Raw genomic sequence first — 24,340 nt, 5'->3', positions numbered from 1 at the left:
CGGCTTTTATATGTCTTATCGTCATGAAGTGGATACACTTTATCTAATAGAAAAATACATATCAGAAAAAGAAATCTATGTACCAAAATGTGTAGGAGAAGAACTGGATTTCCAGAGAATATATAGTATGGATGATCTAAAAGAAGGGGCTTTTCATATTCTAGAACCTTCTACTAATGAACATATGGATGTTAAGGGTTTAGATGTGATTGCAGTACCATTGCTGATGTTTGATAAGAATCATAATCGTATCGGCTATGGTCGTGGGTTCTATGACCGCTGTTTAAAAAAGACGGATGCCTTAACTATCGGTCTAGCATTTGATTTTCAAGAAGTAGAAAATACCCATCCTCATCCACTTGATGTCCCACTTAATCACATAATTACACAAAAAGGTGTCTTCTAAGACACTTTTTTTATAGTAACAAAGGGATAAATTTGATATAATAGATATGATTATGAGGTGTTTTATATGGAAAAAAATGTTGTAAAGAATATTCTCGCAGACACTGATCTGCGTCAAAATCTAATAAAATTAAAAGGTTCAATGACAGCAAGTGATACATTAGAAGGTCCTATTGTAGAAAAACTATGTGACTGTTTAACTCATGAAGATCCTAAGGTAAGAAAGAATGCGGCACTATTATTAGGATATACAAAGAATTCTTTAATGGCATCTGTTCTTTTAGATGCTTATAAGAATGAAGAAAAGGATTTTGTAAAGGATGCCTATTTGAAAGGAATGAGTCATTATGACTGTAAACCTTATATTAAGGAATTACAGGAAATACAGAATGGACTCATGAATTCTGAAGTGGTAGACAGCAAGCATATAAAAGCACAATTAAAAGTATTAAATCCGATGATTCGTTCATATTCTTATCATAAGAAGAAGTCAATCCGATTATTGCATAAAGAAGTCGATGTTATTCTTACAACACTTCCTTATTATCAATATACACTTTTTGAACAGGTGAAGCATTTACGTTATAAACCAGTAGGACAGGGCGTATTAGTCCGTACAAAGGCTATTTATGACCTTCTAGGCTTACGTAATTATAGAGAAATGATTTTCCCATTATCAGGTTGTTCAGGACTTGCTCAGGATGGGCATTTAATTGGTAAACGTATTGCGCAAAGTAACTTGGTAGACGTACTACACCGTTTATATGATGCAGAAGGATGTTTCTATTATCGCTTGGTTGATCAAATGAGAGAAAAGAAATCAGCTGTTATCAATGATGTGGTTCAAGAACTCATTGAAGAGATGCCTTCACATCTTCAGAATGTAACATCTGATTATGATATTGAATTATTAATCAGAGAATTAAAGCCTGGAACAGTGAATGTTTATTTGAAGTTGAGTTCATTAGACAATCCACGCTTTAACTATAGACGTGAAATCATATCTAACTCAATGCAGCCTTATGTAGCAGCAACACTTATGGAAGTGGCTAAACCTTATATGAGCATGCATTCTCGTGTATTAGATCCATTCTGTGGTAGTGGTGTTACACTTATTGAAAGATGTATGGCTAAACCAGTTAAGTTTGCGATGGGATTAGATATTTACGGAGAAGGCTTAGAAGCAGCTAAGAAGAATGCGATTGCAGCTAATCAGCCAATTCACTTTGTAAATAAAGATGCCAACCGTTTTGTGAATAATGAAATGTTTGATGAAATCTTTACTGATATGCCTACCTATGCACAGATGAAAGATACACGTGCTTTAAAGAATATCTATGATAACTTCTTTAAACGTATCCACAGACACGTTTTACCGGAAGGGTATGTATTTATCTATACAACTGAAATATCTCTTGTAGAGAAGAATTTAAGACTTAATTCAGACTATCTTACACTCATAGAACATTATGATGTACCTAGAGGTAAGACAATGGCTTATTTCTTCATTATTCAGGTAAATAAATAGAGGCCCCCCCCATTAGAGGACCTCTTTTTCTATCTGAATAAATAACGATAACCTTCCCAGAACCACTGCTTTACAGTTTCTGGATTATCTAAATAAAAACGTATACCAAACGCAAGTGCTACTAATATAATGACAAGTAATACTAATAATACGAAAGTCTTAATAAAAGTCATCACAGGATGTGATTTCTCTTTATACTTTACCTTCGTTTTAGTACGTTTAGGTAAAGAATGTGATCTTTTATGTTTCACTTTAGTCTTAACAACTTCTTTTACTTCTGGCTCTTTCTCTTCCTGTTGAATAGAATTCTCTCTTTTAGTATCTTTAATAGAGTCATCTTCATCATCAAATGTGAATTTTTGCATACTATCACCTCTGTTTTTAATGAATATAGCCTCTATTAGAGTATTTGTCAAATAAAAAAATGCTCTCATGACGCAATAAAAGCTCTTGAATAAGGAAAGCAAATGTATGTGTCATTGAGAGCGGCCTTAAACAAGAGCCTTTAAATATACCTATTTCTAGGTACAGTTAAATTGTAATCGTTCTTATAACAAAAAGCAAATAAAATACAAAAAAACATGAAAAATTCAATAAAAATCAATAAAAGAGTCATTTAATCAAATATATACAAATATAAAATTGTGAAAAAGTTCAGAATTTCTGTTGACTTAGAGTAAATATGATGATAATATAGTACCCGCAGCGGAGGTTTAGCTCAGTTGGGAGAGCATCTGCCTTACAAGCAGAGGGTCAGCGGTTCGAGCCCGTTAACCTCCACCATTTTTATTAAAATTTAGCAACACACGCCGACTTAGCTCAATTGGTAGAGCAACTGACTTGTAATCAGTAGGTTGGGGGTTCAATTCCTCTAGTCGGCACCAGTGGGGAGGTAGCGAAGTGGCTAAACGCGGCTGACTGTAACTCAGTTCTCTATGAGTTCGATGGTTCGAATCCGTCTCTCCCCACCATCTTTATTGGGATATAGCCAAGGGGTAAGGCAACAGACTTTGACTCTGTCATTTCACTGGTTCGAATCCAGTTATCCCAGCCATCTTTTTTGACTCGCTAGCTCAGATGGCAGAGCATCTGACTTTTAATCAGAGGGTCAGGGGTTCAAATCCCCTGCGAGTCACCATCTTGATGCGGGTGTGGTGAAATTGGCAGACACGCTAGACTTAGGATCTAGTGCTTCGGCGTGCAGGTTCAAGTCCTGTCACCCGCACCATTCTGAATGCAGACACCGAAGTATTCGGTGTTTTTTTTATGTCTTAAAATAAAAAAACCTACCATTGCTGGTAGATTACATTCTATCATAGAAGAGATGTTAATGAGGGGAAGCTCATTAATTGAGATATCTCAGATATTTGGGAAGCTATAACAGAATGCGTAATATATTATAGTACTATAATAAGATATACACAATATGTAAATATATAATGGCACAATGATGATACACTATATTATTCTCAATTATGAAATCCCTTGTTTTTCATAACTGAATGTTTTAACATATTATTATAATTGAAATGGGAGCTAATTTGCTGAGAGTAGACATAAGTCTTGACCATGAAACCTGATTTGGATAATGCCAACGTAGGAATTTTATGAGCACCCTCTTTCAGCGTGCTCTTTTTTATGGAGGAAAAGAATATGAACTACATTAAGAAATTAAGAGAAGTAAAACCATTAGTACACAACATCACTAACTATGTAACAGTGAATGATGTAGCCAATGCGATTCTTGCAATTGGTGGCAGTCCTATTATGTCAGATGAGATCACAGAAGTGGCACAGATGACTTCTATCAGTAATGCATTAAATATTAATATTGGGACTCTCAACCAGGTGAAGATTGCTTCTATGTTTGAAGCAGGTAAGGCATCTAATGCGTGTAAGCATATAACTGTATTAGATCCAGTAGGTGCTGGTGCGACTGATTTACGTACTAATACATGTAAAGAACTATTAGAACAAATTCATTTTGATGCCATCAAAGGGAATGTTTCAGAAATTAAGACTTTAATGGCTGGTACAGGTCATACTAAAGGTGTAGATGCATCAGTGGAAGATCAGAAGAACTCACATGATCTCATTGATGATATCAAAGCATTCGCAAAAGAACTCAATACTATTATTATTGTGACTGGTCCTGTAGATTATGTCACTGATGGTAATAAGTGCTATATGATCAATAATGGATGTAAAGAAATGAGTGCCATTACTGGTACTGGATGTATGTTATCAGGTATCTTAGGCTGTTTCTTAACAGTAGAAAATAGTGTAGATAGTGCTGCGGCAGCTGTTATGTCCATGGGTATTGCGGGTGAAATTGGTGCATCTAAATTAAAAGAAGGTGAAGGTAATGCAACACTTCGTACTTATTTAATCGATGCATTATTCAATATGACTGATGAAGAACTAGAAAAGAGTGGTAAATATGAAGTTCAATAATGACATGTTGAGACTCTATGCTGTTACTGACCGTCATTGGACAGGAGAGAAGACTCTATATGAGCAGGTAAGAGATGTTTTAATGGGTGGTGCCACTTGTATTCAGCTAAGAGAAAAAGATTTAGATGAAGCCTCTTTCTATGAAGAAGCAAAGAGTATTAAAGAACTATGTCGTTTGTTTGATATCCCATTTATTATTAATGATAATGTTATGCTTGCTAAGGAAATAGATGCAGATGGTGTTCATGTGGGTCAGGATGATATGGCATGCGTGAAGGCAAGAGAAATACTTGGACCGGACAAGATCATTGGTGTGAGTGCACATACTATAGAAGAAGCAAGAATTGCGAAAGAACAAGGTGCAGACTATTTAGGTGTAGGGGCTATTTTCCCTACATCTTCTAAAGATGATGCAGAAGTATTAGGTATCAAGCGTTTAAAAGAAATGACGGATACAGTGGATCTTCCAATGGTAGCCATTGGTGGAATTAGTTATGATAATTGCTTATTACTTAAAGATACAGGTATTGATGGTATTGCGGTTATTAGTGCTTTATTTGGCCAGAAGAATATCAAACAGGCTACTATTGATTTAAAGAAGCGTGTGGATGCACTTTATGAAACAATGCATACATGTTTAACTATTGCAGGTAGTGACTCTAGTGGTGGTGCAGGAATACAAGCAGACTTAAAGACAATGCTTGCCAATAAAGTATTTGGTATGAGCGCTATTACAGCCCTCACAGCCCAGAATACAACGGGTGTGACAGATATTATGGATGTTACTCCAGAGTTCTTAGAAAGCCAGATTCGTGCTGTATTTGATGATATCTATCCTGAAGCTGTTAAGATTGGTATGGTGTCTTCTAAAGCACTTATTCATACTATTGTAGAAATGTTGAAACATTATGATGCGAAGCATATTGTGGTAGATCCAGTCATGGTTGCGACAAGTGGCGCAAAGCTTATTAGTGATGAAGCTATCTCTACATTAAAGGAAGAATTACTTTCTATTGCTGAAGTCATTACTCCTAATATTCCAGAAACAGAAGTACTCACTGATATGGAAGTTAAGACTGTAGAAGATATGGAAATAGCAGCTAAGAAGATCTATGACACATATCATTGTGCTGTATTAGTCAAAGGTGGACATCAATTAAATGATGCTAATGATTACTTATACAATGGTGAAAAAGGTACTTGGTTTAAAGGACATAGAATAGACAACAGTAATACACATGGTACAGGATGTACTTTATCAAGTGCGATTGCATCCAACTTAGCTAAGGGCTATACACTAGAAGAATCAGTTAGACATGCTAAAACATATCTTTCTGGTGCAATAGGTGCCATGTTAGATTTAGGTCAGGGAAGTGGTCCTATGGATCATGGCTACAATATCTAAAAATATTGATAAATACACAATAATTCCATAACTGCCTGGTATAATCTCTGTTAAGAGGTTAAGGGCATGAAAGAATTCAAAGCATGGTTTATACTCATATTATTTATTTTGCTTCTTCGAGTTATATATCTATTACTTGAAGGTGGGCATATCTTATGAATATCCTCTAGATATATCATCTGGAGGATTTTTTTATTTAACTTAAAAATTTACACATTAACATTCACAAAGTTAAAATGAAATAAATTAAGTTAAAAGAAACCCCTATAGAAGAATTACACCTTCTATAGGGGTTTATATTATTTATTAAGTTTTTTCTGGTATTCTTTTAAGTCTTCTATGACGTTCTCTATTGTATCATATACCCAGCCAATCATTTCATCAGGAATATGCTGACTATAAAGTTCAGATAAATCCCTATGGAACTGGTTATGAACCTCTAATGCCTGATATCCCTTATCAGTAATACGTAGATATGTGACACGATGATCCGCAGAAGAACGTTCTCTTGTAAGAAAACCTTTATTCACAATAGTCTTCACATTAGTAGTTAATGTTCCTACAGTTACCTTCAATGTCTTTGCGACATTTGTCATAGTAGGAAACTGCTGCTTACTTACAGCCTCTATAATATGCATTTCATTCATTGATAATTCAGGAAAAGGACTATATTTAATATAATCTTCCTGTACTTTAATGGCGAGTTTAAAAACTGTATTAATAGAATCCATTAAATTATTCTTTTTCGCGTCCATAATTCCACTCCTTGACTCTATTCTACAATTTTATCACATATTTGAGAAGACTGATTATATACGACCTAATGATAATTCATTTAAGAGAATCGTATGCTTTTTCTTGTTTTCATCCTCTATCACAAGATGACAATTCTCATCTAGATATAAGAATTTCACTAAACCATATTCTTTGTAGGGAATCTTCTTACCTTGTAAATACGAATGACGATTCATGCCATCTAATAAAGATACAAAAGGCATATGAAGCATATTCTTAAATGTATCGATAATATTCAACATCAGCTTTTCTTTATCAATAGGATGATCTATCACATCAGATAGAGAATAGTAAGAACCCTTACTTATATTTAATCCTGTCCCAATAATAATACCCTGTAAAGTGTTCTCGTAAATCGTCTCTACAAGAATACCTGCAATCTTCTGATTATTTACATATATATCATTGGGCCACTTAATGAATGCATTGATCTGTTTCATTCTTAGAACTGTCACAATCGCATAAGCCATAATTGCAGACACCTTTAAAGGATCCACGTTCTGTTTCATATAATAACTAAAGAGAAGCTGTTCATTCTTTTTTGCCTCCCAGATATGATTAGAACGTCCACGACCATGAGTCTGATAATGAGCACGAACAATCGTATCATCATCTAATTCCTGATAATGATCATGTATATATGTATTAGTAGAATCAATTTCTTCAAATTCTATATATTTCATTATTCACCAATCGCAAAAGTGAGTTCAGCCTGTACAACAGTTTTACCATTTACTGTTGCTTTTGCTTCACCAATACCAATCTTACCTCTCATTCTTGTGAGTGTGCATTCTAATTCCATCACATCTCCAGGAATGACCTGACCTTTAAACTTACATTTATTGATTCCTGCAAAGAAGACAATCTTACCTTGATGTTCTTCCTGACTTAATATCGCAATACATCCAGTCTGTGCTAAAGCTTCTACAATCAATACACCTGGCATCACATGATGTTCAGGAAAATGCCCCATAAACTGCATTTCATTCACACTGACACACTTAATGCCCTTCGCATATTCTCCTGGCTTATAATCAGTAATACGATCTACAAGCGCAAATGGATAACGATGAGGATTAATCTTCGCAATTTCATTACTATTTAGTTCCATTGTCATACTCCTTGAATATAATACTTGCATTATGTCCACCAAAACCTAATGAATTACTCATCACATAATGAAGATCTTTCTTAACACCAATATTTGGTACTACATTTAAATCACATTCTTCATCCTTTACCTGATAATTTAAAGTAGGAGGAATAAAGTCGTGCTTTAAGGCTAATACTGATAGTACTGCTTCAATACCCCCTGCAGCCCCTAAACAATGTCCTGTATGACCTTTAGTAGAACTTACTGCAAGCTTGTATGCATGTTCCTTAAATACTGATTTAATCGCTTCAGTTTCACATAAATCGTTTAAATGAGTAGAAGTACCATGTGCATTAATATAATCAATCACATCATAATTGATGCCTGCATCATCTAATGCATTCTGCATTGCATAGGCACCACCTTCACCATTAGGAAGTGGGGCAGTAATATGATGGGCATCACAGCTTACACCATAACCAGTCATTTCACCATAAATATGTGCGCCTCTCTTTAAGGCATGTTCTAATTCTTCAAGAATAAGAATACCAGCGCCTTCACCCATGACAAATCCATTTCTTTCTTTATCAAAAGGAATAGAAGCACGGGTAGGATCAGTGGCATCACTTAAAGCCTTCATAGAAGTAAATCCACCAATACCTAAAGGAGTTACTGAAGCTTCACATCCGCCAGCAATCATCACATCCTGATATCCATCACGAATATTTCTGAATGCATCACCAATCGCATTTGTACCACCTGCACAGGCAGTCACTGGACAAGTACATAATCCCTGTGCATGATAAGCAATCGCAATATGTCCCGCTGCTAAGTTAGAAATAGTCATAGGAATAAAGAAAGGAGATACTCTATCAAAACCTCTCTTTTCTCCTGTCTGATAGTTCTTTTCGATAGAACCTAAACCACCAATACCACTTGATACAATCACTCCAAAACGATGAGAATTAATACTATTGATATCAAGTTCGCTATCAACCATTGCTTCCTTAGCCGCAATCATACCCATCTGGATAAAGCGGTCCATCTTTTTGGCTTCTTTCTTATCAATATACTTTGTGACATCAAAGTCTTTAACTTCACCAGCAAGAGTGACCTTCATATCTTTTGTATCAAACAAAGAAATAGGCGCAATACCACATCTTCCCTCTTCAATAGACTTCCATGTTTCTTCTACATTATGTCCAATAGGATTAATAGTTCCTATACCTGTAACTACTACTCTACGTTTTGTCATAAGCTCCTCCTTACATAGCCATTCCACCATCTACATGAATGGTCTGTCCTGTAATATACTTTGCATCATCACTTGCTAGGAATGCGATTGTCTTTGCAACATCCTCTACATGTCCAAGTGTTCCTAAAGGAATAGATGCCTTTAAACCCTCTTTTACTTCATCACTTAATACTTCTGTCATATCAGTTTCAATAAATCCAGGAGCTACTGCATTCACAGTGACACCTCTAGGACCTAATTCTCTCGCAAGAGACATTGTCATACCAATAACACCTGCTTTACTTGCTGCATAGTTGACCTGTCCTGCATTACCAACCACACCTACGACAGAAGATAAAGAAATAATATGGCCAGACTTCTGTTTCATCATTAAACGACTTGCCTGCTTCATACATAAATAAGTTCCCTTAAGATTTGTATTAATCACTGCATCAAAGTCTTCTATTTTCATTCTTAAAATCAACTGGTCTCTTGTAATACCTGCATTATTCACAAGAATATCAAGATGTCCAAAGTACTTCTTGATACTCTTGAAGATGTTTTCTACATCCTCTTCATGAGAAATATCACCTTCAACACATAATACATCTCTACCAAGATCTTTAAGCTTTTTTACTAATTCTTCAGCTAATACTTTATTCTTTTCACTTGCACGATAATTTAATGCAATATCTGCACCCTGCATGGCAAGTTCCATCACTGTCGCATGTCCAATACCTTTTAACCCCCCAGTGACAAGGGCAACCTTATTACTTAGTTTCATTTAATGCCTCCACACACTTCTGTAAAGAAGCCATATCTTCTACCTGATATGTCTTGATTTTTCTATCAATCTTACGGACAAAACCACTTAATACCTTACCAGGTCCAATCTCTATAATTGTATCCACACCATTATTAAGCATAGTACGAATACTATCTTCAAAATATACAGTACTCATGACCTGTTTCTCTAACATCTCCTGAACACTGCAATCTTCTAATACCTTACCAGTACAATTGAAGATTACTGGTACATTCATTTCATGGAATGTAACATCTTTAAATACTTCATGAAGTCTTGCACTTGCATCCTTTAATAACAATGTATGGAAAGGACCACTTGTATTTAAAGGTACAGCTCTTCTTGCACCATGATCCAATGCCTTCTGACCAGCTTCTTCTACTGCTTTCTTTTCTCCTGCAATAACTAATTGTCCAGGACAGTTATAGTTCGCAATAGAAACATACCCATCACAGCCAACACATATATCAAGTAATGGCTCACGTTCAAGTCCAAGAATAGCCATCATCGCACTTTCTATACCTTCAGCTGCCTTTTCCATTGCAAGACCTCTTTCTCTTACAACTTGAATTGCTGTTTCAGGGTCAAATACACCTGCTGCACTTAAAGCACTGTATTCACCTAATGATAAACCACATACATAATCAGGTGTAATCCCATTCTTCTTTAAAAGAAGAGTCGCCATATTGGCAACTGCTACCATCGCTGGCTGAGTGAAACGTGTCGTACTAATAGTCTTTTCATCACTATTAAACATGATATCCTTTAAATCAAAATCTAACTTTACATTATCTAATAAGTTCTTACAGTCTTCATCATTTTCATAAAAAGACTGTCCCATACCTACATATTGTGTTCCTTGTCCTGCATAGATAAAACCGAGTTTCATACAATACCCTCCATTAATTCATCAATCAGATCACTTACATGTACAAGCTTGTCAATGCGATATCCGTTTGTGCCAGTAAATACAAGACCATTCTCACAATCACCATTTACCGCATTAATTAAAGCCTGAGTAATACAATAAGGAATAGACTTCATATCACAGCTCGCAATACATCTAAAACATCTCTTGATAGGATGTGTCTTTTCCATAAAAGGTGTCATAAAAGCACGTCCTGGCATACCAACAGGAGACTGTACAATTTTGATATCTTCCTTCTTACCATTAATAAAATAATTCTTATACTCCATTGAAGCATCACATTCATAAGTACCAATAAAACGTGTACCCATCTGAACACCATCCGCACCAGCTTCTAACATCTCTTTAATATCTTCATTAGTATAGATGCCACCAGCGACAAAGACTGGAATAGAGTGATTAAATAGCTCTTCAAAGCTTTTTACAACTTCTTTAACATCCTTCAAGATATCCTTTAGAGAAGCACATGTATTCTCTAATAGTTCTTCCTTCTTAAATCCAAGATGACCACCTGCTTTATATCCTTCAATCACAATAAAGTCAGCTGTACGATCATATTGACGTTTCCACTTGTTTAATATCAAACGTGCTGCCTTACCAGAAGATACAATAGGCGCAATCGCTGTCTTTTCATCCACATATTCAGGAAGTTTTAAAGGAAGACCAGCCCCAGAAATGATCGCATCTACACCACTTTTAACAGCTTGTCTGACATGCTGTTCATAATCACTTAAGGCTACCATGACATTGACTGCTACCATGCCGTTATTATTTGAAATCTCTTTAGCACGTTTGATTTCTTCATCAATCGCTTCTAGATTCGCTTTCTTTGTATCTTTAAGAAAAGAAGGCTTTTTAAAACCAATCTGAGCTGTAGAAATAACACCCATTGCGCCTTTCTTAGCTACATTTCCAGCTAAAGAACTTAAGGAAACACCAACACCCATTCCTCCCTGAATTAAAGGGAGAGATAAAGAATGTGATCCTATTTTCATAGATGAACCTCCATCACACGCTTCTTTTCTTCTTCATATTCTTTAAATAAACCTTCAATGATGTCTTTAAGACTTCTTTCTTCATGCACCATACCAGCTACCTGACCACTCATTAAAGAACCGGTTTCTACATCACCTTCAAATACAGCGCGTTTTAAAGAACCTAATGTATACTTCTCTAGTTCCATCATTTCGGCTCCTTCTTTTTCTTTCTTAATATAAGTACGTGCCATCTTGTTTTTTAAGATACGTACAGGAGTTCCAGCAATACGTCCAGTTACTGTTGTATCAGTATCTTTTGCTTTAATAATCGCATTCTTATAGTTCTGGTGAATAGGACATTCTGTACTTGCAAGAAGAATAGTACCAACCTGTACACCATCAGCACCAAGTGCAACTGCTGCAAGAAGCTGTTTACCACTTGCAATCCCACCTGCAACAATCACAGGAATATTCACTGCAGCCTTTACCTGTGGTGCTAAAGCCATAGTAGTCAATTCTCCTACATGACCACCAGATTCAGTTCCTTCCGCAATAACGGCATCCACACCTGCTTTTTCCATACGTCTCGCAAGGGCAACACTAGGGACTACAGGCATCACAATAATACCTGCTTCCTTCCATTTCTTAATATAAATACCTGGATTACCAGCACCTGTTGTAACAACAGGTACTTTTTCTTCTACCACAATATCAGCCATTTCTCCTGCTTGAGGATGTAATAACATCAAATTAACACCAAAAGGCTTATCAGTAAGTTTCTTTGCTTCACGGATATTTTCTCTTAACATTTCAGGAGACATACCACCACCTGCAATAAGTCCTAAACCACCTGCATTAGATACAGCTGCCGCAAAAGCACCTGTCGCAATATTAGCCATACCACCCTGAATAAGAGGGTATTTAATCTTTAATGTTTCATTTAACCACATAGTCTTCTCCTTACCACTCTATCAGATTGGCACCATAAGTTAGTCCTGCACCAAAACCAACACAGAGTATCTTCATACCTCTTTTTAATAACTTCTTTTCATTCATCTCTCCAAGTACAAGAGGAATACTTGCAGCAGATGTATTACCATATTCATCGACATTCAGATAAAACTTATCCGATGTTATTTTCATTTTCTTATAGACATGACGAATAATTCTTTCATTCGCCTGATGCACCACAAAGTAATCAATATCATCTTTAGTAAGTGATGCTTTCTCTAATACTTTCTCTATACACATAGGAAGAACTCTTGTCGCAAACTTAAATACTTCTTTACCTTCCATATGTAAATAATCATTCTTTAAACCATAAAGCACTTCTTCATTGCCTTCTGATCCTTGATAATCACAAAATAACTTATTTTCTTTCTCTATGACAACAGCACCAGCGCCATCACCAAACAAGATGCATGTTGTACGATCTTTCCAATCAATGAGATTTGAAAGCTGTTCAGCACCAATAATTAAGGCATAACGCTTATCACTTGTATAAAGTAATGAACGTGCCACTGATAATGCATAGACAAACCCACTACATGCCCCGTTTAAATCAAACGCAAATACATTATTATTTAAACCTAAACGTTCCTGTAAGAGACAGGCAATAGAAGGGGTATTATAGGGAGAAGACATTGTTGCCACAATAATGATTCCAATATCTTCTTTATTGATGTTGTTTAATGCCTTTAAAGATGCCTTATAAGCCATATCTATAAGTGTTTCATCTTTACATATATGACGTTTCTTGATACCAGTGCGGGGGTAAATCCATTCATCACTCGTATCAACTATCTTTGATAGATCATCATTAGTCAGTACATTCTCAGGTACATAATATCCTGTATCGATGACAGAAATACCTTTATCCATTCTTCCATTCTCCAATCTTACGATATCTGTTATATCTCTTGCGTATTAAAGTATTTACATCCATTGGGACTAGAATATCTAACTGTTCTCTAATCACCTTACGTATATTTCTATATACAGCGACAGGATTTGTAGTCATACCACCTAGAGGTTCCTTGATGATTTCATCAATAATCCCATAATGATATAAATCTTCAGCTGTCATCTTCATGACTTCACATGCTTCCTCAATACGTTCTCCTTTCACATCTTTCCAAAGAATAGATGCAAAACCTTCAGGAGATAAAACAGAATAAACCGCATTCTCTAACATAGCTAAGTGATCACCGATACTTAGGGCTAAAGCACCACCACTTCCCCCTTCACCAGTAATAATCACAATAATAGGAACCTCTAAATCACTCATCATCATCAGACTCTGACCAATCGCTTCACCAATACCATTCTCTTCAGAACTAATACCAGGATAAGCACCCGGAGTATCAATAAAAGTAATAATAGGACGATGGAACTTCTCTGCCTGTTTCATTAAACGCATCCCTTTACGATACCCTTCAGGACTTGCCATACCAAACTGACACTTTAAATTTTCATCAATGCTTCTTCCTTTTTGATGTCCGATAATTGTGACTGGCATGTTATTAAACATCCCAATACCACCGACAATTGCCTGATCATCCTTGAAATAACGATCACCACGCATTTCTACAAACTCATCAAACACATGATCAATAAACTCATGTATATGAGAACGCTCGGGCTTTCTTGCAAGATAAACACGATCATATGCACAAAGATGTGAATATGTCTCTTTCTTATAATCATTGATTGTTTCTTCAATCTTACTGGAATCTATTTCTCTATCATTCTTAATGATTGCAAGCTTCTTTTCTAGCTCCGCAATCTTTTCTTCCTTTTCCTTTAAAGACATATAAACCTCCTTATGCATGCATACGTAATAATAAAGCCAATGTGTCACGCATCTTCTCACGTTCCACAATCATATCTACAAAGCCATGATTCTCTAAGAATTCAGCACGCTGGAATCCATCAGGTAGCTTTGTCTTCATAGTACTTTCAATAACTCTAGGTCCTGCAAAACCAACTAAAGCTTCTGGTTCTGCAATATTAATATCACCAAGCATTGCGAATGATGCAGTGACACCTCCTGTTGTAGGATGTGTTAAATAAGAAATATAAAGAAGTCCAGCATCTAAATGACGTTTTAATGCAGCACATGTCTTACCCATCTGCATTAAAGAGAAGATGCCTTCCTGCATTCTTGCACCACCACTTGATGTAAAAATAATCAAAGGTAATTTTTTTCTTGTTGCCATTTCAATTGCACGTGTAATCTTTTCACCAGCCACACTACCCATAGAAGCCATCATAAAACGATGATCCATCACAACGACAATCGTACGCATATGATCAATACGACCACCTGCGACAACAACCCCATCATGTAAACCTGTCTTATATTCATACTTCTCAAGTTTTTCTTCATAACCAGGGAATCCTAATGGATTTCCTGATTTCATAGAAGTGTAGTATTCCTTATATTTACCATGATCAAACAACGCATCTAAACGTGCATAAGCATCAATAAAGAGGTGATGACCACATTGTGGACATACCTGTAAATGATTCTTTAAATCAAGTGTACGAATTGTACTATTACAGTTAGGACATGCCTGATATAACCCATCAGGCACTTCCTGCTTCTTGACTTTGTTGTCTTTATTTAAATAACGACGAAAGTCCTGTAATTGTTGTTTTCTTTTCTTCCAGATACTATCCATTTTCACTCACCATCTCATCTAAATGTGTTTCAATAAAGCTTGTATTAAAATGTCCTTTAATATAATCAGGCTGATGTAGGATATAGAACTGTAATGTCTGGTTAGTCGTAATACCTTCAATCACAAGTTCACTTAAAGCGCGTCTCATACGCTTGATTGCTTCTAGTCGAGTAGGGGCATGGACAATCACTTTTGCGACCATTGAATCATATTGAGTAGGGAGTGTATAACCTGTATATAACATCGTATCCACTCTTACACCTGGTCCTCCAGGTAAATGCATGAAGTTCACCTGACCAGGACATGGTCTAAAGTTATGGAAGGGATCTTCCGCATTAATACGACATTCAATAGAATGACCTTGTAAAGTAATATCTTCCTGTTTAAAGCTTAAAGGTAAACCTGATGCAATACGAATCTGCTGCTTAATGAGATCAATACCAGTGACCATTTCAGTAATAGGATGTTCTACCTGAATACGCGTATTCATCTCAATGAAGTAATAGTTGTTGTGTTCATCTAAAACAAACTCAACAGTCCCAGCATTGGTATATCCAGCACCCTGTGCTGCTTTAACGGCAGATTCACCCATCTTTAAACGTAAAGAATCATCCAGTAATTTACATGGTGCTTCTTCTATCATCTTCTGATTACGTCTTTGAATAGAGCAGTCTCTTTCACCTAAATGAATGACATTGCCATGCTCATCCGCTAAAATCTGGAACTCAATATGCTTAGGATTCAATACAAGCTTCTCTACATACATATCATCATCCCCAAAGCATGCTTTGGCTTCTGCTTTGGCAGTCATAAAGGCATTCTCTAGTTCATCTTCACTAAAGGCCTTACGCATACCACGTCCTCCGCCACCGGCACTCGCTTTAATAAGCACAGGATAACCAATCTCATTCACAACTTCTTTTAATTCTTCATATGTATTGACTGAACCATTAGATCCAGGTACAACAGGAACACCTGCTTCAATCATCATTTCTCTTGCCTTGGACTTATTACCTAATGCATCAATAACATCACCCTTAGGACCAATAAATTTAAGTCCACATGTTTCCACTAGTCTTGCGAAATCACTATTTTCAGATAAAAAACCAAAACCTGGATGAATAGCCTGACATCCTGTCTCAACAGCTGCAGTAATAATCGCTTCCTTATTTAAATAACTATCAGCACTCTTAGGACCACCGACACATACTGCTTCATCCGCTAACTGTACATGTAATGCATTCTGATCAGCCGTAGAATAAATGGCTACCGTTAAAATATCCATCTCTTTACATGCACGAATAATACGAACAGCGATTTCTCCACGATTCGCAATTAAAATCTTCTTAAACATACTATTCCTCGATGATCATTAAAGTCTGATCAAAGCTGACTAAATCTTCATCCTTCACTAATAGAGAACGGACAGTGCCATCTACAGGCGCCTTGATTTCATTCATAACCTTCATGGCTTCAATAATACATAATGTCTGTCCCTTAGTGACTTTTGACCCTTCCTTGACAAAAGGCTGATCATCTGGGGAAGGAGAAGAATAATAAACTCCTACAAGAGGGGCCTTTACTTCTGTACCACTAATAACTGTTTTTTCTTCCTTTACTTCTTTTACAACAGGCGCACTTTCACTAGATACAGTGACAGGTGCAGTTACCTGCACCTGTTGACTCTTTTCAAGTTCAAGTTTCACGCCTTCCATTTCAATTTTCATCTTATCGATATCAGCTTGTTCAAAAGCTTCCATCAACTCTCTGACTAAATCCATAGAAAACCTTCTTTCTTTGAAATTCAAACTATTTATTTAAAAAATTAAGCATTTGCTTCTAAGTAATCAACAATATCCTTTACTGTTGCCATGTTGTTAGCTGCTTCATCAGGAATCTGTACATCGAATTCATCTTCTACAGCCATAATTAATTCAACAGCGTCTAATGAATCTGCATCAAGATCATCCTTTAAAGATGCTTCTAATGTTACCTGTTCTTCATCACAGCTAAGTGAGTCTACAATAATATCTTTTACTTTATCAAATGTTGTCATGTTTATATCCTCCTTATGACAATACTGTCTTTCTTAATACAACTTTTTCTAGCTTAACTGCCAGTGTGCAGCTAATTGCAATCTTCAAGGCATCACCAAGAAGAAATGGGAATACACAGGCCATTAATGTACTTGTAAGTGTAGCTTTCATTGTATACATGAAGTAAATACTTCCAAGTCCATAAGTAATGGCTGTTCCAATGATCATGGCAAGAATATGACCCTTTAATGAACGATCATGAGTAATTACTGTACTCATTACCAATGCCATGATAGGAAAACTAAATAAGAATCCACCTGTTGGACCTATAAGAGCACCCATACCACTATTAAAATGACTAAATACTGGAAGACCAATAGCTCCCATAATCAAATAACAAAGCACTGTATAGAATGCATGACTAGGTGTCATAAGACACGCTATGAGATAGATGGCCAGGGTCTGCAATGTGATAGGAACAGCTGTAGGCAAAGTTACAGAAATCTGTGATAAACAGATTAATACTCCTAACATTAATGCGTCTCTGACTAGATTTGAAACATTAGATTTCATATCATTCTCCTTTACTACTTGGAATATCAAAGTATTCCTTGAAATGCATTATAGACTCTTACTAGAAAAAATCAAATATATCAGCACCAAATGTGACAAAAGTAGCATAATTGTACAATATTAATACTTGTTTGAAGTTAAAAATAATATGTGAAGCACTTACATTCTAGTCATATCAGTTGATTAAATAGAGAAAAAAGAGAATAATAGAGACAGAAAGCGAGGGATGTATATGAAAAAGATCACAATGTTTTATTTAGAAGAATGTCCATTTTGTAAGAAGGCACAAAAAGCGATGGATGAACTCATGACGGAAAATAAAGCATATCAGTCATTGGATATAGAAAAAATTGAAGAAAGTGAAAATGTCGCTTTAGCTGAAAATTATGACTATTATGCGGTTCCTTCTTTATTTATTGGAAAAGAGAAATGCTTTGAATGTACAATCCAGGATGATTATGATTCAATCAAAGCAAACTTCAAACGTGTATTTGATGAGGCATTAAACTAATGGGACATTTCTATTTTACACGTCATGGTCAGACAATCTGGAATGTAGAAAATAAGATCTGCGGCGCAACAGATATTGACTTAACAGAATTAGGACATAAGCAGGCTATAGAACTCGGACAATGTATTAAGGAACATCATATCCATATAGATCAGATTCTCTATTCACCACTTAGTCGTGCAAAAGATACAGCATTACATATTGCATAAGTGGCAGGTATTCCAGCAAGAGAAGAAATAAGACTTAAGGAACAGAATTTTGGAAAATATGAATCCACTCCTAGGGATGGTGAGGAATTCAAACAGGCGAAGACAAATTTTGTGAACTCATTTGAAGGAGGAGAGACAATGCTTCATTTGGCGCATCGTATATATAGTCTCATTGATGATGTGAAGAAGGACGACAAGCATGTTTATCTCTTAGTCGCTCATAATGGTATTTCCCGTATTATTGAATCTTATTTTCACGATATGACTAATGATGAATTTTCAGCCTTTGGCATAAAAAACTGCCAATTAAAGAAGTATAATTACTAAGAAGTACAGCAAGTACTTCTTTTTGTGATTAAATATGTTACGATATCAGTATAATAAATAGTAAGATGGAGGTATACAATAATGAGACCAGAACTACACTTTACAGCACCTAGAAACTGGATCAATGATCCAAATGGGCTGATTTATTTTAATGGAGAATATCATATTTTCTATCAGCATTTCCCATATGATACTTCATGGGGCACAATGCATTGGGGACATGCAGTCACTAAGGATTTCCAGACATTTAAGCATCTCCCAATCGCTTTATATCCTTCTAAGGATTATGACAGAAACGGAATCTTCTCAGGTTCAGCACTTAACTATAATGGCAAGATGTATTTATATTACACAGCCATTAAGTATCGTATTGAAAATCCTGAATATATCCATAAGCCACTTATTAAAGATGACTTAATCGCATCACAGGCATTATTAATTAGTGATGATGGATATCACTTCAATAATAAAGAATCTAAATATAAGGTTGTTGATGTAATTACTGATCCTTCTTTAGGACATCTTCAGCATACAAGAGATCCTAAAGTCTGGTTAGGTAAGAATGGACATGTTTATATGATTCTAGGAAGTAAGATTCCTCATGGGGATGATTTTGATGGAGAAGTATTATTTTATGAAAGTGAAGATGGAATGACATTCACTTATAAGAATAGATATACTGATCCTGATATTGGAAATATGTGGGAATGTCCAGATCTATTTGAATTAGATGGACAGTATTTCTTAGTCTTCTCACCTGAAAACTTAGATGGTTATCCATGTCCTAATAGTAATGCGGCTATTATGCCAGTCAACTTTGATGAAGAAACATGTACAATGTCTAAGGCAGGAGACCCTATGTTTATTGACTATGGCTTTGATTTCTATGCCCCTCAGACATTCTTAGATGAAAACAACAAACGTACTATTCTAGGATGGATGCGTATGAAGGAAGTCTTAGAAGGTGAAGAATGGATTGGTTTATTCACAATGCCACGTCATCTTTCTTATAAAGATGGACATGTTTATCAGAATGTACATCCATTCATTAAGAATACATTTATTCATAAAACAGATACTATTGACTTTGATGCACCTTTCTTAATGAAAACAACTCTAGAAGACAATGAAACAATCACATTAGGTGGTGTTAAGATTTCTTATATGAATGACCAGCTTGTTGTAGATCGTACAGCTGTATCTGTGAATAATGATGAACTATACAATATTCATAAAACACCTGTATTAAATGGTCAGTGTGATTTAGAAATCTATTATGATGAAGGTGTTATCGAAATCTTTGTGAATGATGGCTATTATGTAGTGAGTCAGATTATCTATCATTTAAAAGAAGAAGAGACACAGATTTCTGATTGTACAATTTTCACAAGATAAATCATTTGCATATTTCTCACATATTATATATAGTTAGAATATACTAACTAGGAGGCGCACATATGATGAGAGATATACTTGCGACTTTATGTTCACTTGGATTTGTATGTATCAGTCAAAAAGTGAAAAGACAATTGAAATATTATGCATATAGAAATCAGAAGGGACATTAATCTCTTCTGATTTTTTTGATAGAATACATATAAGGGAGGATTATATGATGAGAAAAGTATTATTTTTTGATATTGATGGAACACTCGCTATTCATGGACATATTCCAGAATCAAATAGAGATGCGTTAGAAGCATTAAAAGAGAAGGGGTATGATACATTTATCTGCACAGGACGTGCACCTTATTATGCAGAGAATCTTTTTGGAAAACTGGTTTCAGGTATTATTTCATGTAATGGACGTTATATCAGCTACAAGGGTGAAAAACTTCATGGCGTTCCATTTACACAAGATGAGGTAGATAACCTTAAGTATAAGCTAGATACTTTAGGATGTGGAGGACTGTTTGTCTCTGATGTGTTTTCTACGCCTTATCATTTAGAAGGAGATGTACTCACACATATAAAGAAGGAATATGGTGAAGAACATATTAAAGATGAAGAAAGAACTTATTATACATGTGATTTCTTCTATGATACGTTAGAAAAGAGAGATACGATGATAGAAGCGTTTAAAGATAATCGTATTATTAATGATCATGGTGGCGCTGGTTCATGCGATACTTCTACTCTTATCTTTGATAAAGGACATGCAATCAAGTATATTATTGAACACTTCTCACTTAACAAAGATGATGCTTATGCATTTGGTGATGGCTATAATGATCAGGCTATGTTTAGAGAAGCAGGACAACGCATAGCGATGGGAAATGGTGTTGATGTTTTAAAACAGCAGGCAACTTATATCACTGATACAGTGGATAATGAAGGAATTTCTAAAGCTTTAAAACATTATAAGTTACTTTAACATTAAAATGTGGCATAATAACCCGAGGGAGGTCACTATGAAACAAAAAACTGATTTTCAAACATTTATATCTTATTTTAAACCACATCGTCGTCTATTCTTTTTAGACCTTGCATGTGCGTTAATGATTTCTTTAATTGATCTTGCTTTTCCATTTGTCTCTAGATGGTGCATGTATACATTATTACCAAATAGTATCTATAAGACATTCTGGATGGTGATGATCATCTTCTTATTGGCTTATTTAGTTCGTTCATTCTTTACTTATATAATTTGTTATTATGGGCATACGTTTGGTATTCTTGTAGAAGCAGATATGCGTAAGGACTTGTTTGAACATATGCAGTCATTAAGTTATGGTTATTTTGATAATAATCGTATTGGGCAGTTAATGAGCCGTTTGACTACTGATTTATTTGATATTACAGAACTTGCACATCATGGACCAGAAGACCTATTCATTTCTACTGTCACTATTATTGGTTCTATTATTATCATGTTCACAATTGAATGGCGTCTTGCTTTAGTTATTGCGATTATGATACCTGTTTTCATACTTGTTGTATGGAAATCACGTCACTCTATGAGTGAAGCCTCTATTCGCGTTAAACAGAAGGTTGCAGTTATTAATACTGATATCGAATCAGGTCTTACTGGTATGAAAACAGCCAAAGCTTTTGCGAATGAAACAATTGAACAACAGAAGTTCAATACATCTAATGATACATATAAAACATCTAAGAAGCAGTTTCATAAGGCTATGGGTCGTTTTAATGCGATTATGGAATTCTTTATGTGCTCATTATCACTGATCGTTATTGCAGTAGGTGGTGTACTTATAATGCAGGGAAAGATGGATACAATTGATCTTATTACCTTTAGCTTATATGTTTCTACATTTGTGAATCCAGTGCGTAAATTATCTAATTTTGCGGAATTATTTGCGAATGGGACAGCAGGATTACATCGTTTTGTAGAATTATTAAATACAAAACCTCAATTAGAAGATCGTCCTGATGCAAAAGAACTCACACATGTAACTGGACAGATTGATATTGATCATGTCAGCTTTGCCTATGAAAAGGATAGAGATATCTTAACAGATGTTGATTTACATATTCATCCTGGTGAAACACTTGCTTTAGTAGGATCTTCAGGAGGAGGTAAAACAACTTTATCTCAGCTTATTCCTAGATTCTATGATGTCACAAAAGGGGCTATTTTAGTAGATGGTCATGATGTAAGAGATGTGACTCAAACATCTCTACATAACAATATCGGTGTAGTCTCTCAGGATGTCTTCTTATTTGCGGATAGTATTGCGGAAAATATCCGTTATGGTAAATTAGATGCAACAATGGAAGATATTATTGAAGCAGCTAAACTAGCTGAAATCTATGATGATATTATGGAAATGCCTGATGGCTTTGAAACCAACGTAGGAGAACGTGGTGTCTTATTATCAGGTGGACAGAAACAGCGTATTTCTATCGCAAGAATATTCTTAAAAAATCCACCTGTTCTTATTTTGGATGAAGCTACAAGTGCATTAGATAGTGTTACTGAAGCTAAGATTCAGAAAACATTTGATAAGTTATCACTGGGACGTACTACTATTGTGATTGCGCATCGTTTATCTACAGTCAAGAATGCAGATCGTATTGCGGTTATTGATGAAGGAAGAATCATTGAATTAGGAACGCATCATGAATTATTAGAAAATAATGGTGCCTATGCACAACTTGTACATACACAGGAATTGATGAAATAAGAAAACGACCTCGCGGTCGTTTTTAAATATAGTAATAAATTGTATTCATCACACCAGCAAGAAGCATGACAAGAATAGGATCCCATTTATATTTAGTGAGCAGGATAAGGCATATACTAAATATCACGACAAGATGTATTTTAAGTGTATTCAAGCTTTCACCAAAGAATGCAGTAGTAAGAATAGAGACACCAGCAGTCGCAATTAAAGCAACAACGGCTGGTCTTAACATCTTTAAAACACTCTGTAATTTATCCATATGTCGATATTTGAGATAGAAATAACTGATTATACCTACAATAATGCATGAAGGTAATACACAGCCGATAGTGGCACATATTGCGCCAGGAATACCAGCTATCTTGATACCGACAAAAGTCGCTGAATTGATTGCGATAGGGCCAGGTGTCATCTGTGAAATAGATATAAGATCAGTGAATTCAGAAACAGATAACCAATGATGAGCTGTAATAACCTGCTGCTTAATAAGCGGCATAGCTGCATAACCGCCACCAAAACTAAATGCACCTACCTGTAAGAAACTTAAGAATAGCTGTAAATAGATCATGACTCCACCCCTTTCATAGAATAAAGTAATTCAATCATGATACAGATGAGTATCACAATCATAACATTGATATTGAATATATAATTGGCGACAAAAGCACCTATCATAATAACAGGATAAAACTTATTCTTTTCTTTTAACAGTCCACTGCCCATTTCGAAGCATACGGATGCAATGACTGCGCCTACTCCTGCCTGCATCCCTTCTAACATAAGAGATACAATCAGATTAGTCTTAAATATTTCATAAAAGACAGAAATAATCGATATGATCACAAAAGGAGGAATAATTGTGGCGAGTACTGAGATGAATATACCAAGCAGTCCTGCCATCTTATACCCCACAACAATAGCACCGTTAACCGCAATAGGTCCTGGTGCACTTTGTGCAATAGCCACTAAATCTAACATCTCATCTTCATCAATCCAATGATAATCATCGACAAACTTCTTTCTCATTAAAGAGACGATGACATATCCACCTCCAAAAGTAAAAGCACTTAAGTAAAGAGTAGAAAAGAATAGTTTTACTAATTTCTTCTTCAAAATATTCACCTTCTTATAGCGTGTATTATATCATTTTATATATGAAAAAAACCAGTTTTTCAACCAATGGTATTAAGTTAAAGAAAACTAATACCATCGGGTAGTTAAGTTAAGGTGTC

The 24,340-nt window shown here is 35.5% G+C and carries 26 protein-coding genes, 6 tRNA genes, 1 pseudogene and 1 riboswitch; of the genes and pseudogenes, 15 read left to right on the top strand and 18 right to left on the bottom strand.

Going from position 1 to position 24,340, the window contains the following annotated elements; all coding sequences use genetic code 11:
• On the top strand, positions 1–406 hold a 406-nt coding region (locus QZQ55_RS04540), incomplete at its 5' end, for a 5-formyltetrahydrofolate cyclo-ligase (protein WP_295090427.1).
• A 66-nt stretch (positions 407–472) separates the two neighbouring features.
• Positions 473–1,933, top strand: coding sequence for a HEAT repeat domain-containing protein (locus QZQ55_RS04535; protein WP_295090426.1), 1,461 nt, complete (start codon positions 473–475; stop codon positions 1,931–1,933).
• A 29-nt stretch (positions 1,934–1,962) separates the two neighbouring features.
• Here the strand turns inward: QZQ55_RS04535 and QZQ55_RS04530 are convergent, their stop codons facing one another.
• Positions 1,963–2,298: a hypothetical protein gene (locus QZQ55_RS04530; protein ID WP_295090423.1), complete on the bottom strand. Its 336-nt coding sequence runs from the start codon at positions 2,296–2,298 to the stop codon at positions 1,963–1,965.
• Between the two features lie 342 nt (positions 2,299–2,640).
• Here QZQ55_RS04530 and QZQ55_RS04525 point away from each other — a divergent pair.
• The 8 genes from QZQ55_RS04525 (at position 2,641) to thiD (ending at position 5,792) form a co-directional block, all read left to right on the top strand.
• Positions 2,641–2,716: transfer RNA gene (locus QZQ55_RS04525), tRNA-Val, on the top strand.
• Positions 2,717–2,741: 25 nt separating this feature from the next.
• Positions 2,742–2,817, top strand: a tRNA-Thr gene (locus QZQ55_RS04520).
• 2 nt (positions 2,818–2,819) lie between these two features.
• A tRNA-Tyr gene (locus QZQ55_RS04515) sits at positions 2,820–2,904 on the top strand.
• A 7-nt stretch (positions 2,905–2,911) separates the two neighbouring features.
• Positions 2,912–2,987: transfer RNA gene (locus tag QZQ55_RS04510), tRNA-Gln, on the top strand.
• A gap of 8 nt (positions 2,988–2,995) precedes the next feature.
• A tRNA-Lys gene (locus QZQ55_RS04505) sits at positions 2,996–3,071 on the top strand.
• Positions 3,072–3,078: 7 nt separating this feature from the next.
• Positions 3,079–3,161 (top strand) — tRNA-Leu (locus QZQ55_RS04500).
• Positions 3,162–3,452: 291 nt separating this feature from the next.
• A riboswitch (TPP riboswitch) is annotated at positions 3,453–3,553 on the top strand.
• Between the two features lie 33 nt (positions 3,554–3,586).
• Positions 3,587–4,387: a hydroxyethylthiazole kinase gene (gene thiM, locus QZQ55_RS04495; protein ID WP_295090420.1), complete on the top strand. Its 801-nt coding sequence runs from the start codon at positions 3,587–3,589 to the stop codon at positions 4,385–4,387.
• Positions 4,374–5,792: a bifunctional hydroxymethylpyrimidine kinase/phosphomethylpyrimidine kinase gene (thiD, locus tag QZQ55_RS10845; protein ID WP_363128270.1), complete on the top strand. Its 1,419-nt coding sequence runs from the start codon at positions 4,374–4,376 to the stop codon at positions 5,790–5,792. Before thiM ends, thiD begins: the two co-directional genes overlap by 14 nt.
• Before the next feature lie 299 nt (positions 5,793–6,091).
• Here thiD and QZQ55_RS04480 read toward each other — a convergent pair whose 3' ends face one another.
• The 15 genes from QZQ55_RS04480 to QZQ55_RS04410 are packed head-to-tail and all read right to left on the bottom strand — an operon-like array spanning position 6,092 to position 17,916.
• The gene (locus QZQ55_RS04480; RefSeq protein WP_187011707.1) at positions 6,092–6,547 is read right to left on the bottom strand and encodes a MarR family winged helix-turn-helix transcriptional regulator; all 456 of its coding nucleotides are present in this window, start codon (positions 6,545–6,547) and stop codon (positions 6,092–6,094) included.
• A gap of 54 nt (positions 6,548–6,601) precedes the next feature.
• Positions 6,602–7,270, bottom strand: a complete 669-nt coding sequence (locus QZQ55_RS04475) for a biotin--[acetyl-CoA-carboxylase] ligase (protein WP_295090417.1) — start codon at positions 7,268–7,270, stop codon at positions 6,602–6,604.
• On the bottom strand, positions 7,270–7,698 hold the full coding sequence (gene fabZ, locus QZQ55_RS04470) for a 3-hydroxyacyl-ACP dehydratase FabZ (protein ID WP_295090414.1): 429 nt from the start codon (positions 7,696–7,698) through the stop codon (positions 7,270–7,272). Before fabZ ends, QZQ55_RS04475 begins: the two co-directional genes overlap by 1 nt.
• The gene (fabF, locus tag QZQ55_RS04465; protein ID WP_295090411.1) at positions 7,685–8,935 is read right to left on the bottom strand and encodes a beta-ketoacyl-ACP synthase II; all 1,251 of its coding nucleotides are present in this window, start codon (positions 8,933–8,935) and stop codon (positions 7,685–7,687) included. Before fabF ends, fabZ begins: the two co-directional genes overlap by 14 nt.
• Positions 8,936–8,945: 10 nt before the next feature.
• The gene (gene fabG / locus QZQ55_RS04460) at positions 8,946–9,698 is read right to left on the bottom strand and encodes a 3-oxoacyl-[acyl-carrier-protein] reductase (RefSeq protein WP_295090408.1); all 753 of its coding nucleotides are present in this window, start codon (positions 9,696–9,698) and stop codon (positions 8,946–8,948) included.
• Positions 9,685–10,608, bottom strand: coding sequence for an ACP S-malonyltransferase (gene fabD, locus QZQ55_RS04455; RefSeq protein ID WP_295090405.1), 924 nt, complete (start codon positions 10,606–10,608; stop codon positions 9,685–9,687). The genes fabG and fabD overlap by 14 nt, the downstream gene beginning before the upstream one ends.
• A complete protein-coding gene (locus tag QZQ55_RS04450) occupies positions 10,605–11,642 on the bottom strand; it encodes a nitronate monooxygenase family protein (protein ID WP_295090402.1) in 1,038 nt (345 codons plus the stop codon). Before QZQ55_RS04450 ends, fabD begins: the two co-directional genes overlap by 4 nt.
• Positions 11,639–12,574 carry a nitronate monooxygenase gene (locus QZQ55_RS04445; protein ID WP_117458885.1) on the bottom strand — a complete coding sequence of 312 codons (936 nt, stop codon included), beginning with the start codon at positions 12,572–12,574 and terminating at the stop codon, positions 11,639–11,641. Before QZQ55_RS04445 ends, QZQ55_RS04450 begins: the two co-directional genes overlap by 4 nt.
• A gap of 10 nt (positions 12,575–12,584) precedes the next feature.
• Positions 12,585–13,505 carry a beta-ketoacyl-ACP synthase III gene (locus QZQ55_RS04440; protein ID WP_295090399.1) on the bottom strand — a complete coding sequence of 307 codons (921 nt, stop codon included), beginning with the start codon at positions 13,503–13,505 and terminating at the stop codon, positions 12,585–12,587.
• The gene (locus QZQ55_RS04435) at positions 13,498–14,436 is read right to left on the bottom strand and encodes an acetyl-CoA carboxylase carboxyltransferase subunit alpha (RefSeq protein WP_295090396.1); all 939 of its coding nucleotides are present in this window, start codon (positions 14,434–14,436) and stop codon (positions 13,498–13,500) included. Before QZQ55_RS04435 ends, QZQ55_RS04440 begins: the two co-directional genes overlap by 8 nt.
• A 10-nt stretch (positions 14,437–14,446) precedes the next feature.
• Positions 14,447–15,307 carry an acetyl-CoA carboxylase, carboxyltransferase subunit beta gene (gene accD / locus QZQ55_RS04430; RefSeq protein ID WP_295090393.1) on the bottom strand — a complete coding sequence of 287 codons (861 nt, stop codon included), beginning with the start codon at positions 15,305–15,307 and terminating at the stop codon, positions 14,447–14,449.
• On the bottom strand, positions 15,300–16,661 hold the full coding sequence (locus QZQ55_RS04425) for an acetyl-CoA carboxylase biotin carboxylase subunit (protein WP_217106232.1): 1,362 nt from the start codon (positions 16,659–16,661) through the stop codon (positions 15,300–15,302). The genes accD and QZQ55_RS04425 overlap by 8 nt, the downstream gene beginning before the upstream one ends.
• Position 16,662: 1 nt before the next feature.
• Positions 16,663–17,088, bottom strand: coding sequence for an acetyl-CoA carboxylase biotin carboxyl carrier protein (accB, locus tag QZQ55_RS04420; protein ID WP_295090389.1), 426 nt, complete (start codon positions 17,086–17,088; stop codon positions 16,663–16,665).
• 44 nt (positions 17,089–17,132) lie between these two features.
• Complete coding sequence (gene acpP, locus QZQ55_RS04415; RefSeq protein ID WP_295090386.1) at positions 17,133–17,363, bottom strand: acyl carrier protein; 231 nt, start codon at positions 17,361–17,363, stop codon at positions 17,133–17,135.
• A gap of 13 nt (positions 17,364–17,376) precedes the next feature.
• Complete coding sequence (locus tag QZQ55_RS04410; protein ID WP_295090384.1) at positions 17,377–17,916, bottom strand: biotin transporter BioY; 540 nt, start codon at positions 17,914–17,916, stop codon at positions 17,377–17,379.
• Between the two features lie 232 nt (positions 17,917–18,148).
• Here QZQ55_RS04410 and QZQ55_RS04405 point away from each other — a divergent pair, with 232 nt between their 5' ends.
• The 5 genes and pseudogenes from QZQ55_RS04405 (at position 18,149) to QZQ55_RS04385 (ending at position 23,108) form a co-directional block, all read left to right on the top strand.
• The gene (locus QZQ55_RS04405; RefSeq protein WP_295090382.1) at positions 18,149–18,427 is read left to right on the top strand and encodes a glutaredoxin; all 279 of its coding nucleotides are present in this window, start codon (positions 18,149–18,151) and stop codon (positions 18,425–18,427) included.
• Positions 18,427–18,963, top strand: a pseudogene (locus QZQ55_RS04400) (histidine phosphatase family protein). The gene QZQ55_RS04405 and the pseudogene QZQ55_RS04400 overlap by 1 nt, the downstream one beginning before the upstream one ends.
• A gap of 81 nt (positions 18,964–19,044) precedes the next feature.
• Positions 19,045–20,358 carry a glycoside hydrolase family 32 protein gene (locus QZQ55_RS04395; RefSeq protein WP_295090379.1) on the top strand — a complete coding sequence of 438 codons (1,314 nt, stop codon included), beginning with the start codon at positions 19,045–19,047 and terminating at the stop codon, positions 20,356–20,358.
• Positions 20,359–20,578: 220 nt separating this feature from the next.
• The gene (locus QZQ55_RS04390) at positions 20,579–21,337 is read left to right on the top strand and encodes an HAD family hydrolase (RefSeq protein WP_295090376.1); all 759 of its coding nucleotides are present in this window, start codon (positions 20,579–20,581) and stop codon (positions 21,335–21,337) included.
• A 37-nt stretch (positions 21,338–21,374) separates the two neighbouring features.
• Positions 21,375–23,108, top strand: coding sequence for an ABC transporter ATP-binding protein (locus QZQ55_RS04385; RefSeq protein WP_295090373.1), 1,734 nt, complete (start codon positions 21,375–21,377; stop codon positions 23,106–23,108).
• Between the two features lie 22 nt (positions 23,109–23,130).
• On the opposite strand, the gene QZQ55_RS04380 is transcribed toward QZQ55_RS04385, so the two are convergent.
• Positions 23,131–23,676, bottom strand: coding sequence for a chromate transporter (locus QZQ55_RS04380; RefSeq protein WP_295090370.1), 546 nt, complete (start codon positions 23,674–23,676; stop codon positions 23,131–23,133).
• Positions 23,673–24,230, bottom strand: coding sequence for a chromate transporter (locus QZQ55_RS04375; RefSeq protein WP_295090367.1), 558 nt, complete (start codon positions 24,228–24,230; stop codon positions 23,673–23,675). The genes QZQ55_RS04380 and QZQ55_RS04375 overlap by 4 nt, the downstream gene beginning before the upstream one ends.
• Positions 24,231–24,340 lie beyond the last annotated feature (110 nt).

Source organism: uncultured Catenibacterium sp., from assembly GCF_900540665.1.
GTDB lineage: Bacteria > Bacillota_I > Bacilli_A > Erysipelotrichales > Coprobacillaceae > Catenibacterium.
This window is presented reverse-complemented; position numbering and strand designations above follow the sequence as displayed.

What these genes read in the sequence shown, in the direction of transcription:
- QZQ55_RS04535 (WP_295090426.1), top strand. Translation starts at nt 473, where the DNA reads ATGGAAAAAAATGTTGTAAAGAATATTCTCGCAGACACTGATCTGCGT.
- QZQ55_RS04530 (WP_295090423.1), bottom strand. Translation starts at nt 2,298, where the DNA reads ATGCAAAAATTCACATTTGATGATGAAGATGACTCTATTAAAGATACT.
- thiM (WP_295090420.1), top strand. Translation starts at nt 3,587, where the DNA reads ATGAACTACATTAAGAAATTAAGAGAAGTAAAACCATTAGTACACAAC.
- thiD (WP_363128270.1), top strand. Translation starts at nt 4,374, where the DNA reads ATGAAGTTCAATAATGACATGTTGAGACTCTATGCTGTTACTGACCGT.
- QZQ55_RS04480 (WP_187011707.1), bottom strand. Translation starts at nt 6,547, where the DNA reads ATGGACGCGAAAAAGAATAATTTAATGGATTCTATTAATACAGTTTTT.
- QZQ55_RS04475 (WP_295090417.1), bottom strand. Translation starts at nt 7,270, where the DNA reads ATGAAATATATAGAATTTGAAGAAATTGATTCTACTAATACATATATA.
- fabZ (WP_295090414.1), bottom strand. Translation starts at nt 7,698, where the DNA reads ATGGAACTAAATAGTAATGAAATTGCGAAGATTAATCCTCATCGTTAT.
- fabF (WP_295090411.1), bottom strand. Translation starts at nt 8,935, where the DNA reads ATGACAAAACGTAGAGTAGTAGTTACAGGTATAGGAACTATTAATCCT.
- fabG (WP_295090408.1), bottom strand. Translation starts at nt 9,698, where the DNA reads ATGAAACTAAGTAATAAGGTTGCCCTTGTCACTGGGGGGTTAAAAGGT.
- fabD (WP_295090405.1), bottom strand. Translation starts at nt 10,608, where the DNA reads ATGAAACTCGGTTTTATCTATGCAGGACAAGGAACACAATATGTAGGT.
- QZQ55_RS04450 (WP_295090402.1), bottom strand. Translation starts at nt 11,642, where the DNA reads ATGAAAATAGGATCACATTCTTTATCTCTCCCTTTAATTCAGGGAGGA.
- QZQ55_RS04445 (WP_117458885.1), bottom strand. Translation starts at nt 12,574, where the DNA reads ATGTGGTTAAATGAAACATTAAAGATTAAATACCCTCTTATTCAGGGT.
- QZQ55_RS04440 (WP_295090399.1), bottom strand. Translation starts at nt 13,505, where the DNA reads ATGGATAAAGGTATTTCTGTCATCGATACAGGATATTATGTACCTGAG.
- QZQ55_RS04435 (WP_295090396.1), bottom strand. Translation starts at nt 14,436, where the DNA reads ATGTCTTTAAAGGAAAAGGAAGAAAAGATTGCGGAGCTAGAAAAGAAG.
- accD (WP_295090393.1), bottom strand. Translation starts at nt 15,307, where the DNA reads ATGGATAGTATCTGGAAGAAAAGAAAACAACAATTACAGGACTTTCGT.
- QZQ55_RS04425 (WP_217106232.1), bottom strand. Translation starts at nt 16,661, where the DNA reads ATGTTTAAGAAGATTTTAATTGCGAATCGTGGAGAAATCGCTGTTCGT.
- accB (WP_295090389.1), bottom strand. Translation starts at nt 17,088, where the DNA reads ATGGATTTAGTCAGAGAGTTGATGGAAGCTTTTGAACAAGCTGATATC.
- acpP (WP_295090386.1), bottom strand. Translation starts at nt 17,363, where the DNA reads ATGACAACATTTGATAAAGTAAAAGATATTATTGTAGACTCACTTAGC.
- QZQ55_RS04410 (WP_295090384.1), bottom strand. Translation starts at nt 17,916, where the DNA reads ATGAAATCTAATGTTTCAAATCTAGTCAGAGACGCATTAATGTTAGGA.
- QZQ55_RS04405 (WP_295090382.1), top strand. Translation starts at nt 18,149, where the DNA reads ATGAAAAAGATCACAATGTTTTATTTAGAAGAATGTCCATTTTGTAAG.
- QZQ55_RS04395 (WP_295090379.1), top strand. Translation starts at nt 19,045, where the DNA reads ATGAGACCAGAACTACACTTTACAGCACCTAGAAACTGGATCAATGAT.
- QZQ55_RS04390 (WP_295090376.1), top strand. Translation starts at nt 20,579, where the DNA reads ATGAGAAAAGTATTATTTTTTGATATTGATGGAACACTCGCTATTCAT.
- QZQ55_RS04385 (WP_295090373.1), top strand. Translation starts at nt 21,375, where the DNA reads ATGAAACAAAAAACTGATTTTCAAACATTTATATCTTATTTTAAACCA.
- QZQ55_RS04380 (WP_295090370.1), bottom strand. Translation starts at nt 23,676, where the DNA reads ATGATCTATTTACAGCTATTCTTAAGTTTCTTACAGGTAGGTGCATTT.